Source organism: Microbacterium sp. CCNWLW134, from assembly GCF_037083565.1.
Classification (GTDB): domain Bacteria; phylum Actinomycetota; class Actinomycetes; order Actinomycetales; family Microbacteriaceae; genus Microbacterium.
Genome location: NZ_JBAOJU010000001.1, coordinates 314,405 through 326,655 on the forward strand (window position 1 = coordinate 314,405; position 12,251 = coordinate 326,655).

Annotated in this window: 12 protein-coding genes; 11 read left to right on the forward strand and 1 reads right to left on the reverse strand. The window is 71.3% G+C overall.

What is annotated here, in order from left to right; genetic code table 11:
- The first annotated feature begins 51 nt into the window (after positions 1-51).
- The 10 genes from V6S02_RS01525 to glmM all read left to right on the forward strand — a co-directional run bounded on the left by V6S02_RS01525 (position 52) and on the right by glmM (position 9,451).
- On the forward strand, positions 52-1,011 hold the full coding sequence (locus V6S02_RS01525) for a family 43 glycosylhydrolase (protein ID WP_124294569.1): 960 nt from the start codon (positions 52-54) through the stop codon (positions 1,009-1,011).
- 123 nt (positions 1,012-1,134) lie between these two features.
- Complete coding sequence (locus V6S02_RS01530; protein ID WP_336399593.1) at positions 1,135-1,347, forward strand: hypothetical protein; 213 nt, start codon at positions 1,135-1,137, stop codon at positions 1,345-1,347.
- 96 nt (positions 1,348-1,443) lie between these two features.
- Entirely contained in the window at positions 1,444-2,325 is an 882-nt protein-coding gene (locus tag V6S02_RS01535; protein ID WP_336399594.1) for an AraC family transcriptional regulator, read from the forward strand.
- A 142-nt stretch (positions 2,326-2,467) separates the two neighbouring features.
- Positions 2,468-3,547: an FUSC family protein gene (locus tag V6S02_RS01540; protein WP_336399595.1), complete on the forward strand. Its 1,080-nt coding sequence runs from the start codon at positions 2,468-2,470 to the stop codon at positions 3,545-3,547.
- A gap of 32 nt (positions 3,548-3,579) precedes the next feature.
- Positions 3,580-4,167 carry an ArsR/SmtB family transcription factor gene (locus V6S02_RS01545; protein ID WP_336399596.1) on the forward strand — a complete coding sequence of 196 codons (588 nt, stop codon included), beginning with the start codon at positions 3,580-3,582 and terminating at the stop codon, positions 4,165-4,167.
- Positions 4,164-5,015, forward strand: a complete 852-nt coding sequence (locus tag V6S02_RS01550; RefSeq protein WP_336399597.1) for a M23 family metallopeptidase — start codon at positions 4,164-4,166, stop codon at positions 5,013-5,015. The genes V6S02_RS01545 and V6S02_RS01550 overlap by 4 nt, the downstream gene beginning before the upstream one ends.
- A gap of 71 nt (positions 5,016-5,086) precedes the next feature.
- A complete protein-coding gene (locus tag V6S02_RS01555; protein WP_336399598.1) occupies positions 5,087-6,862 on the forward strand; it encodes a BCCT family transporter in 1,776 nt (591 codons plus the stop codon).
- A 251-nt stretch (positions 6,863-7,113) separates the two neighbouring features.
- Positions 7,114-7,560, forward strand: coding sequence for a 50S ribosomal protein L13 (rplM, locus tag V6S02_RS01560; RefSeq protein WP_124294221.1), 447 nt, complete (start codon positions 7,114-7,116; stop codon positions 7,558-7,560).
- Between the two features lie 26 nt (positions 7,561-7,586).
- Positions 7,587-8,072, forward strand: a complete 486-nt coding sequence (gene rpsI, locus V6S02_RS01565) for a 30S ribosomal protein S9 (protein WP_124294220.1) — start codon at positions 7,587-7,589, stop codon at positions 8,070-8,072.
- A 20-nt stretch (positions 8,073-8,092) separates the two neighbouring features.
- On the forward strand, positions 8,093-9,451 hold the full coding sequence (gene glmM / locus V6S02_RS01570) for a phosphoglucosamine mutase (protein ID WP_336399599.1): 1,359 nt from the start codon (positions 8,093-8,095) through the stop codon (positions 9,449-9,451).
- A gap of 267 nt (positions 9,452-9,718) precedes the next feature.
- Here glmM and V6S02_RS01575 read toward each other — a convergent pair whose 3' ends face one another.
- Positions 9,719-11,602, reverse strand: coding sequence for a hypothetical protein (locus V6S02_RS01575; protein ID WP_336399600.1), 1,884 nt, complete (start codon positions 11,600-11,602; stop codon positions 9,719-9,721).
- A 100-nt stretch (positions 11,603-11,702) separates the two neighbouring features.
- Here V6S02_RS01575 and V6S02_RS01580 point away from each other — a divergent pair, with 100 nt between their 5' ends.
- Positions 11,703-12,233 carry a cupin domain-containing protein gene (locus V6S02_RS01580; protein WP_336399601.1) on the forward strand — a complete coding sequence of 177 codons (531 nt, stop codon included), beginning with the start codon at positions 11,703-11,705 and terminating at the stop codon, positions 12,231-12,233.
- The last annotated feature ends 18 nt before the right edge of the window (positions 12,234-12,251 follow it).

The window sequence follows — 12,251 nt, forward strand, 5'->3', positions numbered from 1 at the left end:
TCGCCCGACGTCTCTCTCGACGTCTCTCTCGATGTCTCTGAAAGGTCTGCTGTGTTCGATCTGCCCGGTTCCTGGGTGTGGGATTTCTGGTTCGCCGACGACGGAGAGCAGTACCACCTGTTCTTCCTCTACGCCTCACGTGCGCTCGGCGACCCCGACGCGCGGCACTACCGGGCGGCGATCGGGCACGCGGTCTCGACCGACCTGCAGTCGTGGACCCAGGTGGCCGACGCGCTCGTGCACTCCGACGCGCCGGCGTTCGACGACCTGGCGACGTGGACCGGCTCGGTGGTGCGGCACCCGGACGGCACCTGGTACCTCTTCTATACGGGGGCGTCGCTGGATGCCGGCGGCAAGAACGTGCAGCGGATCGGATACGCGACCTCGCCCGACCTCCTGACCTGGACCAGGGCGCCCGGGCCGGTGGCGTCGGCCGAGGCGCCCTGGTACGAGACGCTCGACTCGGGCGACTGGCACGACGAAGCGTTCCGCGACCCGTGGGTGTTCCCCGATCCCGACGGGAACGGGTGGCACATGTACGTCACGGCGCGTGCGCCCGAGGGGCCTGCGTTCGGGCGCGGGGTGATCGGGCACGCCTGGTCGCGCGACCTGCGCTCGTGGGAGCTGCGCCCGGCGCTGAGCGCGCCGAGCGAGCACGGGTTCGGGCAGCTCGAGGTCACGCAGGTCGAGGTCATCGACGGCCGCCCGGTGCTGATCTTCTCGTGCGGAAGTGAGCACGCGATGCCGTCGCGGGCGGGGGAGCCCGGAGGCGGAGGAACGTGGGCGATCAACGCCGACAGCGTGCTCGGGCCGTTCGACGTCGACGCGGCCTACCCGGTGACCGACGAGCGGCTGTACGTGGGACGGCTCCTGCGGCGGCGCTCGGACGGGCAATGGCTGCTGTTCGCGTTCCGCAACGCCGACGCCGAGGGGCGGTTCGTCGGGGGAGTGATCGACCCGCTGCCGGTGGCGTGGTCCGGCGACCGGCTGGTCGCCGGCCCGCGCGCCTAGCGCCCCGCCCCGCGCGCCCACCCCGCACGCGAGGGTGCACTCCCTCCCCGCGAGGGTGCACTCGCAGCGCGCTGCGGGACCGAAGTCCCGCCCACGCGCCCATCGGCGGAGCAGGGTTGCCCCATGACGGGAGACGAGCCGGCCGAGCGCTCTCGGTGGAGCACGCCGCTGGGCGGACGCGCGGGTGTCACGGTCGTGGCGCTCTCGCCGTTCCTGGCGCTCATCCTGTTCATCCTCGCCGGCGTCGCCGGAGGATGGGCGTGGTCGTGGCTGTTCTTCCTCCTCATCCCGATCACGGCGATCATCGTGTACGGGCCGACCGGCCGCATCCGCTGATCCTCCGTCGACCAGCCGACCGTTCCGGGCACGGATCATCGCTCACGTGCCGGCGCCGCGTTCCTACGATGAATCGGTCAGGACGGAAGGAACGCGATGCTCGAACGGTGGAACGACGCGATCGACCTCATCGAGGAGAACCTCGATGCGCAGATCGACGTCGCCGCGCTCGCCAGGGCGGCCGTCACGTCGGAGTACCACTTCCGCCGCGTGTTCTCGGTGCTCGCCGGGATGCCGCTGTCGGAATACGTCCGGCGGCGACGGATGAGCGTCGCCGCCGCCGACGTGCTCGAGGGCAAGCCCCTCATCGACGTCGCCGTACGTTTCGGGTACGGCTCGGCCGATGCGTTCCGCCGCGCGTTCGTCGCCGTGCACGGGCTCACGCCTGAGCAGGCCCGCCGTCCCGGCGCCATCCTCACGGCTCAGCCTCGTCTGCGGCTGCGTCTCACCATCGAAGGGAGCTTCCCCATGCGCCACCGCATCATCGACCTCGAACCGTTCCGCATCGCCGGGCCCAGCGCCAGGATTCCGCTGGTGTACCGCGGGCCGAACCCCGACATGATCGCGTTCCACCGCTCGTTGCCGCCGACGATCGCCGATCAGCTGGCCGCGATCAGCGACATGGATGACCCGGCGGGACCCTTCTCGGTGTCCACCGACTTCGCGCCGGATCGCGCGGACGGCAGCGAGTTCCACTACGTCTACGGGGTCGCGACCCGGCGGCCGGCAGGCGACATCCCGGAGTCGTTCGACACGCTCGAGGTGCCCGCACATACGTGGGTGGTGTTCGAGGTGGCGGCCGAGACCGGCTTCTTCGATGCGCTCCAGGAGGTGTGGGCCGACGCCTACGGCGACTGGTTCCCCTCGCATCCGTATCGGACGGTCGCAGCACCCGAGATCCTCGCGGTGCATGAGCGGTCGGAAGACGGCGACTCCGGCCGCGCCGAGCTCTGGCTCGCCGTCGAGCGAGACGCATAGCCGCGCTGCCCCGGGCTGAGCTCGGTGGGGGCGGGGCAGAGTACCCGCCCCCGCCGGGTCGGGGAGGCCGTTGAGTGAGGCCCGGCGCTCGCCTACAGTCGCGAGCAGTGATGCCCCCTCGCCCCCCGGAATGAGGCACCCCATGGCACAACGCGTCTCGGAGGTCTCCACGCACTGGTGGCGGGAGATGACCGCACCCCCGCGGCTCCTCATGGCCGCCAAGACGGCGATCGGCTGTGCGCTGGCGTGGGTGCTCGCGCCCCTGCTGCCGACCGAGGACCAGTACTCCTACTACGCGCCGCTGGGCGTACTGGTGAGCATGTATCCGACGGTCGCAGCGTCTGCGCGGTCAGGTGCGCAGGCACTGCTCGGACTCGCCGTCGGCATCGGCCTCGGTCTCCTCGGCATCGTGGCCCTGTTCGCAGGGCTTCCCGCCGTGCTGACGCTCGCCCTCGTCATCGCGATCGGGGTGATCATCGGCGGCATCCGTGCGCTGGGTGTCGGCCGGGAGTGGGTGGCGATCGCGGCGCTGTTCGTGCTGCTGCTGAGCGGTTCGCAGGCCGACGACTTCTCGGTGTCGTATCTGCTGACGGTGGGTTTCGGGGTGCTCGTCGGGGTGGTCATCAACGTCTTGATCGTGCCGCCGGTCTACCTCGACACCGCGAGCGGACGACTGTCGGAGCTGCGCGACGAGATCGCCCAGCTCCTGCGCGTGCTCGCAGACCGTGTGGCCGAGGGGAACATCGACGCGGCCGAGGTGTCCGAGCCCGACGCCGGCCTCGACGCCGTCATCGCCGACGTCCATGAGGAGGTGCGCGAGGCCGACGAGAGCCTGCGCGGCAACCCGCGGGGGCGCCGGCACCGCGCCGAGCAGCGCGAGAATCTGCAGCGGATGCGCGCGCTCGAGCGCATCGCGTTCTACAGCCGTGACCTCGCCGACGTCCTCTCCGCGCTCGACCGCGAGCAGGACGCCGCGGTCGGACTCGAGGCGCGTGGCGCGCTCGCCGACGCGATCCGCCGGTGCGCCGACCTCGTCGCGACCCCCATCGGCGACAGTTCCTCCTCGGCGCGGTCGGCCGATGCCGACCTCGCCGTCGGGGCCTACGCCGACGCGCTCACCGCCGCGACCGGACCCGCCGGCGTCGCCCGTCGGTCGACGGCGGTCTCCCTCCTCCAGCGGATCATCGACGCGTCACTGCCGTTCGTCTCCGACGGACGATGATGAATACGTACGTAAGTACGTAGTATTGAAGAATGGATGCGACCGCGCTCGATGATCTGCGCCAGGAGGTCGCTGCGCTCGCCGCTCGCCTCACCGCCCTAGAAGCCGCAGCCGAAGCCGCCCCCGCGGCGCCCGGCGCCCACGCCGCTCCGGCCGCCGCGCCCGCCGACGCCCAGGCCCACGCCCCCGGCCTCGACCCCGAGACCTTCTGGGCCCTCCATGGACTTCAGGCCCGCCTCGCCGACCACCCGAGCACCACCGACGGTGCGGTGATGCTCGTCGGTTCGGTCCGCCTGCCCGACGGCGGCGGCGACGTGGTCTGGCAGCAGGGTTTCGGCGCCGAGGGGCTCCTCGCTGCGGAGTGGTCCGCCCACGCCGCCACGCTCGCCGCGCTGGGGCATCCGGTCCGCCTCGAACTGCTGCGGCAGATCCTCGCCGGCCGTCACACCACGGCCGACCTCGCCACCCTCGACGATCTCGGGACCACCGGCCAGCTCCACCACCACCTCCGCCAGCTCGTCGCGACCGGCTGGGTGCGTCAGAGCGGCCGCGGGAGCTACGAGGTGCCGGCCACGCGTGTCGTGCCTCTCCTCGCCGTCATCGCGGGGGCGGAGCGATGACCCGCGTCATCCTCGCCCTGTATCGCGTTCGGGGCGTCCTCTACTATCCGGCCGCCGCAGTGCTCGTTCTCCTCGCTCTCTCGGCCGCGCTCTTCCGTGACGTCGAGGCGCCGGCGGTGCGTGCCGTCGTCGCGGCGCTGGCGGTGCTCGCGCTCCCGGCGGTGGTCGTCGCGGTGCTGTGCGTCCTCCTCTCGGTGCTGGCGCCGCGTCTGCTTCCCGAACGGGAGCGGATGACGGTGGCCCCGCCCGTCCGCGGACGTTGGCTGGCGGTCAACAGCCCCGCCACCAAAGTGCCGAGCCATGGCGTTCGCGCGTGGGGGCAGGCGTACGCGATCGACCTGGTGAGCGAGCCGACCGACGGTGCACGCCCCGCCTTCGGAGAGGGACCTGGCATGCGCCCGCCTGCGGACTACCCCGCTTTCGGTGCGCCGGTGTTCGCGATGATCGACGGCACCGTGGTGCGGCGCGTCGACGGCATGCGCGACCACCGGTCTCGATCGAGCCTGCTCGCCTTCGTCTACATGATGGTCGAGGGGATGCTGCGAGAACTCGGCGGTGCGCGCTTCATCCTCGGCAACCACGTCGTCATCCGCGGCGAAGGTGGCGTGTGCGCGGTCGTCGCGCATCTGCAGCGCGGATCGGTCGCCCTGAAGGTGGGCGACCGGGTGCGCGCGGGTGACGTGATCGCCCGGTGCGGCAATTCCGGAAACACCAGCGAGCCGCACGTGCACGCTCAGCTCATGGACCGTGCGTCGGCGTGGACGGGGCAGGGTGTGCCCATGGCGTTCGTCGTCGACGGATCGGCAGAGCTGCCCGCCGACGGCGAGCACCTGGTGGTCGCCGGGTAAGGCGGGTCGGCCCACCCTCCGTGCACCCGCTCAACTGGCGGCTGGCGTGTCGCCCTGGCTAGCCTGGACGGATGGCTGACACCCGAAAGGCCATGACGGCCGACCCCGCCCGGCGCTCGACCATCGAACGATGGGTCTTCTGGCCCGCTGCGACGATCGCCCTGGCCTTCAGTGCCTTCGCGCTTCTCGCCCCCGATCTTGCGGAGGCCTCGTTCGGCGCCATCCAGACGAGCATCGTCAACGCCTTCAACTGGTACTACGTGCTGATCGCGGCCTTCTTCGTCGCGTTCGCGCTCTTTCTCGGATTCAGCCGGTTCGGCGACATCCGCCTCGGTCGCGACGACGACGAGCCGGAGTTCTCCCTCGGCGCCTGGTTCTCGCTTCTCTTCGCCGCCGGGATGGGAATCGGGCTGGTGTTCTACGGGGTGAGCGAACCCCTGAGCCACTTCGTCTCGCCCCGACCAGGCGTCACCGGCACCCCTGAGCAGCTCGCGCAGGCCGCCCTCAGCCAGACCTACCTCCACTGGGGCGTGCAGGCCTGGTCGATCTATGTGATCGTCGGGCTGAGCCTCGCCTACGCGATCCACCGCCGCAAGCGCCCGATCTCCATCCGATGGGCCCTCGAGCCGCTTCTCGGCGACCGGGTGCGCGGCGGCTGGGGGAACGCGATCGACGCCATCGCCCTCGTCGGCACCCTCTTCGGGGTCGCCACCTCGCTCGGACTCGGTGTGCTGCAGATCTCCGCCGGCCTCGACTTCGCCGGCCTGGTCGAGCCGAGTGAGCCGATCCAGCTCGCCATCATCGGCGTCATCTCGGTACTCGTGCTCATCTCGGTGCTCTCGGGCGTCACCCGGGGCATGAAATGGCTGTCGTCGTTCAACCTCATCCTCGCCGGCATCCTCGTTCTCTATCTGCTCGTCTTCGGGCAGACCGAGTTCCTGCTGCGCGAGTGGGTGCAGTCGATCGGCAACTACATCCAGAACTTCGTGGGGCTGTCGTTTAACGTCACCGCCTTCCAGGGCGAGGCGGGCGAGTCGTGGCAGGCCAGCTGGACCTCCTTCTACTGGGGGTGGTGGATCGCCTGGGCGCCGTTCGTCGGCATCTTCATCGCCCGCATCTCGCGGGGCCGCACCGTGCGTCAGTTCGTGATGGGCGTCATCATCGTGCCGACGCTCGTGACGCTGCTGTGGTTCGCCGTCCTCGGCGGATCGGCGATCTACCTCGAACTCACCCAGCCCGGGTCGCTCACCGCGGCCGACGGCTCGGTCGATGTCAACACCGCGCTGTTCCAGCTGCTGCAGTTCCTCCCCGGCACCCCGGTGCTCACCGCGGGTGTGCTGCTGCTGATCACGATCTTCTTCGTCACCTCGGCCGACTCCGGAGCCCTCGTCATGGGCATGATCGCCACCGGCGGCGACATCAACCCGAAGCGCTGGGTGCGGGTGTTCTTCACCCTCACCACCGCCGTCCTCGCGGGCGCGCTGCTCGTGACGGGAGGCCTGCAGGCCCTCCAGACCGCGGCGATCATCATCGCGCTGCCCTTCAGCGTCGTAATGCTCATGATGTGCTGGTCGACCGTCGTCGCCTTCAGTCGCGAGCGGCGAGCCTACGAGCGCGCAGCGCGCGCGCACTTCGTCGATCAGATCGGCGAGTACTACGGCCTCGAGGTCGAAGAATCCTCTTCGGGAGGCGTCGTCCGCGAGCCGTCGTGGCTCCGGCGCGTCTCGTCGCGTCTCACCGGCCGTCCCGTCGCGGCCGGCGAGGTCTCCGAGAACGGGGTACAGAAATCGGATGCCGCGGAGCCGGCCGATGACGACGATGTTCACCTCGCGCGCAGCGAGAACTGACGAGTGCACCCTCGCGGGTGTTGGGGTGCACCCTCGCGGGTGGGGAGTGCACCCTCGCGGGTGGGGCGGGGAAGGCGGGTTTGGCGGTGGCATCCGGATGACGTAAGCTAACCCTTTGGTGCGAAGTCTGCTGGCAGCGCACCGCGAACGTGAGCCCTCCACCGGCCTGTTTCCCCCGGCATCCGCCGGGATAACGACCACCGGAGCGGGATTCACGAACCACTCCGTTCGATCAAGAAAGCAGCACTACTGTGACGCGTACTTTCACTCCCAAGGCTGGCGAGATCCAGCGCGACTGGCTGGTCATCGACGCCACCGACGTCGTTCTCGGCCGCCTCGCCTCGCACGCCGCCGCGCTCCTGCGTGGCAAGCACAAGGCGAGCTTCGCCAACCACCTCGACTCCGGTGACTTCGTCATCATCGTCAACGCCGACAAGGTCGCCCTCACGGGCAACAAGCGCGAGCAGAAGATGGCCTACCGTCACTCGGGTTACCCGGGCGGTCTGAAGGCCGTCACCTACACCGAGCTTCTCGAGAAGAACCCGGTCCGCGCGGTGGAGAAGGCCGTTCGCGGCATGCTCCCCAAGAACAGCCTCGGACGTGCCCAGCTGTCCAAGCTCAAGGTGTACACCGGTGCCGAGCACCCGCACGCCGCGCAGCAGCCCAAGACGTACACCTTCGACCAGGTCGCCCAGTAAGCGCCGCACACATTAAGGACAGACTCGTGGCGAAGATCTCCGACTCCATCGACACCGACTCCAACTTCTCGACCGAGACCCCGGTCGACACCGACGCCGCAGCCGTCGAGCGCCCCGTGCTCTCGGTCCCCGGCTCGGCCGTGGGCCGCCGCAAGCAGGCCATCGCCCGCGTGCGCCTCATCCCGGGCTCGGGCACCATCACGGTCAACGGCCGCACGTTCGAGGACTACTTCCCGAACAAGCTCCACCAGCAGCTGATCACCGACCCCTTCACGGTGCTGAACCTCACCGGTGCGTACGACGTCATCGTCCGCATCTCGGGTGGTGGCCCCTCGGGTCAGGCCGGCGCGCTGCGCCTCGGCATCGCTCGTGCGCTCAACGAGATCGACGCCGAGAACAACCGCCCCACCCTGAAGAAGGCCGGCTTCCTCTCGCGCGACGCCCGCGTCATCGAGCGCAAGAAGGCGGGTCTGAAGAAGGCCCGCAAGGCTCCGCAGTACTCCAAGCGCTGATCGCGGAAACCTCCCGCCGTATGCCGCTCTTTGGCACGGACGGGGTGCGGGGGCTGGCCAACGGCCCCCTCACCGCCGATCTCGCACTCACCCTGGCCCAGGCGACCGCGGTCGTCCTGGGCCAGGGCCGCACTGCCGAGGCGCGTCGCGCCGCCGGCAAGCGCCTTTCCGCCGTGGTCGCCCGCGACCCGCGCGTCTCGGGAGAGTTCCTCTCCGCGGCCGTTCAGGCCGGGCTCGCGTCATCCGGAGTCGACGTCTTCGATGCCGGTGTGCTGCCCACGCCCGCCGCGGCGTTCCTCATCGCCGACATCGACGCCGACTTCGGTGTGATGGTCTCGGCGTCGCACAACCCCGCGCCCGACAACGGCATCAAGATCTTCGCCCGCGGCGGTGTGAAGCTGCCCGACATCGTCGAGCAGCGCATCGAGTCGGCGATGGAGTGGGACAAGCTCCAGCCCACCGGCGCCGGCGTCGGCCGCATCCGCCGGTTCGCCGACGCCGAGGACCGCTACGTGGTGCACCTGCTGGGCTCGCTCGAGCACCGCCTAAACGGCATCCACGTCGTGCTCGACTGCGCGCACGGCGCGGCTTCGGGGGTCTCGCCCGAGACGTTCCGCGACGCCGGTGCCCGCGTCACCGTCATCGGCGCCGACCCCGACGGACTCAACATCAACGACGGCGTGGGCTCGACGCACCTGTCACAGCTCGCTGCGGCTGTCCGCGACGCCGGGGCCGACCTCGGCATCGCGCACGACGGCGACGCCGACCGCTGCCTCGCCGTCGACGCCGAGGGCAACGTCATCGACGGCGATCAGATCATGGCGATCCTCGCGGTGGCGATGAAGCAGCGCGGCGCGCTCGCGCGTGACACGCTCGTCGCGACCGTGATGAGCAACCTCGGCCTGCATCGCGCGATGGCCGACCACGGCATCCGTGTGCTGCAGACCGCCGTCGGCGACCGGTACGTGCTCGAGGCGATGAACGAGGGTGGCTACTCGCTCGGCGGAGAGCAGTCGGGCCACGTCATCATGAGCCGTTTCGCCACGACCGGCGACGGTCTCCTCACCGGCCTGCAGCTGGTGTCGGAGATGGCCCGGACCGGGAAGTCCCTCGCCGAGCTCGCGTCGATCATGACGGTCTACCCGCAGATCCTCGTGAACGTGAAGGATGTCGACCGATCGCGCGCCGCGGACGACGAGGGCGTGCAGGCGGCCGTGGCCGCGGTGGCCGCCGAACTCGGCGACTCGGGCCGCGTGCTCCTGCGCCCGAGCGGCACGGAACAGCTCGTGCGCGTGATGGTCGAGGCCGCCGACGAGGTGACCGCGCGACGGCACGCCGAACAGCTCGCCGCGGTCGTGCGGGAGCGCCTGGCGCTCTAGCGCGCACCGCCCGCGCCACGTGCCCGCGCGAGCGGGGGCGCCACCGCGCGCCTCGCCGAGACACCACGATTCCGCCGAAACCCCACGCGCATCGGTGGGTTTGGGCGTGGGGATGGTTTCTCGGCGTGCACCTCCTGACCTCGCCGAACCACCGCATCTGCGTCGAGCCGCCGTGCCCGTCGCGGTGGCTCGATGCGATCGCGGTGGCTCGCGCGGGCGGTCGGGGCGCGCTGCGGTCAGCCAGGACGAGCGCGACTCCGAATCAGATCAGGATGACACGGCGGCGCGCCGTCGCACCCGAAGGCCGATGCCCGCAGCGACCAGCGTCGCGGCAGCGCCGATGCCGAGGAGCGCGGCACCTCCGCCGCCACTGTCGGCGAGCCGGGCTGTGCCGTCCGAGTCCCCGGATGACGCAGAGCCGTCTCCCGGACTGCCCGGCTGGACCGGAGTCGGGGACTCCTCGAGGTCATCGGCGATCCCGAAGACGGGGATGACGATCGCGAGCCCGTCGGTGTCGTACCGGGGATCGAGGTTCCCCGCCGACACGAGGGTCGTCGCGCTGTCGACGTTCGACGAGCCCGCGCCGCCGCCACCTCCGGCCGAGGAGAACCCGCCGGCGCGGCCGAAGCTTCCGCCGTTCAGGATGCCACCACCGCCGCCACCGCCCGCCGCGCCGTCCCTGTGGTTCTCGCCGCTGTCACCGCCGGCCCCGTCGGCGAAGCCGCCGGGCCCGCCCTTGCCACCGAGATCGCCGCCACCGTCGCCGCCGGCGCCGGCGTCCCCGATACCGCCCGGCACGAGGGTGTCGATGGCGTTGCCGCCCGCGCCCCCCGGGCACGTGCAGATGGCGTCGAAGATCGGGCCTCCCGCGCCGCCGCCACCGCCGGCGCCGACGCGGGGCTCGCCCTCGCCCGTGATGAGAACAGCTGTCGACCCGCCACCGGTTCCGCCATCGTCGGACAGTGCACCGCGCTCGCCGCCCCGACCGCCTGAGGCCCAGCCGTACCCGCCGTTCTCGCCGCCGCATCCGGTCACGATCTGCAGCTGGGTGCCGGCGGAGGCGTCGAATCGCCCGGTCACCACGCCCCCGCTCCCGCCCTGACCCTCGTCCTCCGTCGATTCGCCGCTTGCGCCGCCGGCGATCGCGAAGGCGCCCGTCGCGCCCTCGGGGATGTCGAGGTCCTGGGTCGAGCCGTGGCATCCGAAGACCGTCGCTTCGCCGTTCGGGATGACGATCGCCACGCCGTTCCCGCTGTCGTTCCACGGCCCTGACGAGGTGAAGGCGGCTGTCGTCGCCACCGAGCTCGCGTACGAGGTGCCACCCGCGCCCCCACCGGCCGCGGGATACTCTTCGTCGCCGTCGGGGACTCCGACGCTTCCCGAGCCGCCTCCGCCGCGTTCGTCGGCGGAGTAGCCGCCGCCTCCGCCGCCCGACGTCGGGAGCGGCCCGAGGGCGCTGCGCTCCTTGCCGTCGTTGGTGTCGGACTCTCCCGCGCCGCCACCGGGGGCGCCGTCGGGGCCATCGCTGGCGGCGGCGGTGTACCCGTCCTTCGCTGGGCTACCCCCTGCGCCGCCGGCGCCGCCCGCGTCGGCCAAGCCGACGCTCGAGCCGCCGCCACCGCCTCCGCCGCCCGCGACGGCGATGAGGACGGATGACCCGGCGTCGTACAGCGCCGATGATCCCCCGCCCGCGCCGCCCGTCGGCGTGCCGTCGACCACCGCGTCCCCGCCGCCGCCGCGTCCGCCGTCGCTGAAGCCGACGCCGGGAGTCGCTCCGCTACCGCCGCCGCCGAGCTCGATCCCCAGCAGGTCGCCCTCGCTGACGGGAAAGGTCACGACCGTCATGCCGCCCTGTCCGCCGGGGATGCCGTCGGAGCTTGCCGCACCTCGTCCGCCCACGAGGACGACGGTCATGCGGCTCGTTCCCTTCGGGACGGCGACGACCTGTTCCTCGCCGGGCGCGCCGGTGACCAGGCACGTGCCCGAACTGAAGTCGCAGTCGACGGTGTCGGTCGCGGTGGCGGCCGTGGCAGAGCCTGCGGGCAGCACGGAGGCGAAGATCAGGCCCGTCACGCCGACGAGCGTCGCCAGGAGACCCGTTTTCCGCCCGAAGCGGCCGCGCCGCACGTTGACCATCGCAGCGTCAGTCATGACCCGATCCTTTCCGTTGCCGCCGGGCCCCACGCCCACGCCGTCCGCCTTCGTCCGGCCCACCCTACGATGCGAGCGCGCGGGGCGCTACGTTCGAAACGTGACCCGACACGCCTCCCTCCGCCACGCCGTTCTCGCGACGACCGTCGCCGCCCTGACCCTCCTGCTGGGAGGTTGCGCCGCCGAAGCGACCACCACCTCGGTCACGGTCGACGCGCCGACCCTGTCGGTGGAGGCGACCCCCGAGGCATCCGTCGTCCCCGCCGTTTCGGCGGTCGACGTCGCCGCCGGGGAGATCGACGAACCGGTGGAGGTCGCCGTCGCACCCGGCACGGAAGGTGTGGAGGTGACGTTCCGCGAAATCACGCTGCAGCCGGGCGCCGGCACGGGCGAGCACTGTCACGCCGGCCAGCTGATCGCGGTGGTGAAGGAGGGCGCGCTCACCCACTACGCCCCCACACACCCCGACGGCGTGCGCGTCTACGAGGCCGGCGAGGCGATCATCGAGGGCGCCGAGTACGTGCACCAGGGCGTCAACGAGGGCGACATCCCCGTCGTGCTGTGGGTGACGTACGTGATCCCCGAGGGGGATCCGCTGGCCGAGACCGACCTGGCCAACTGCGGCTCCTGACACGTCGGTTCCACGACG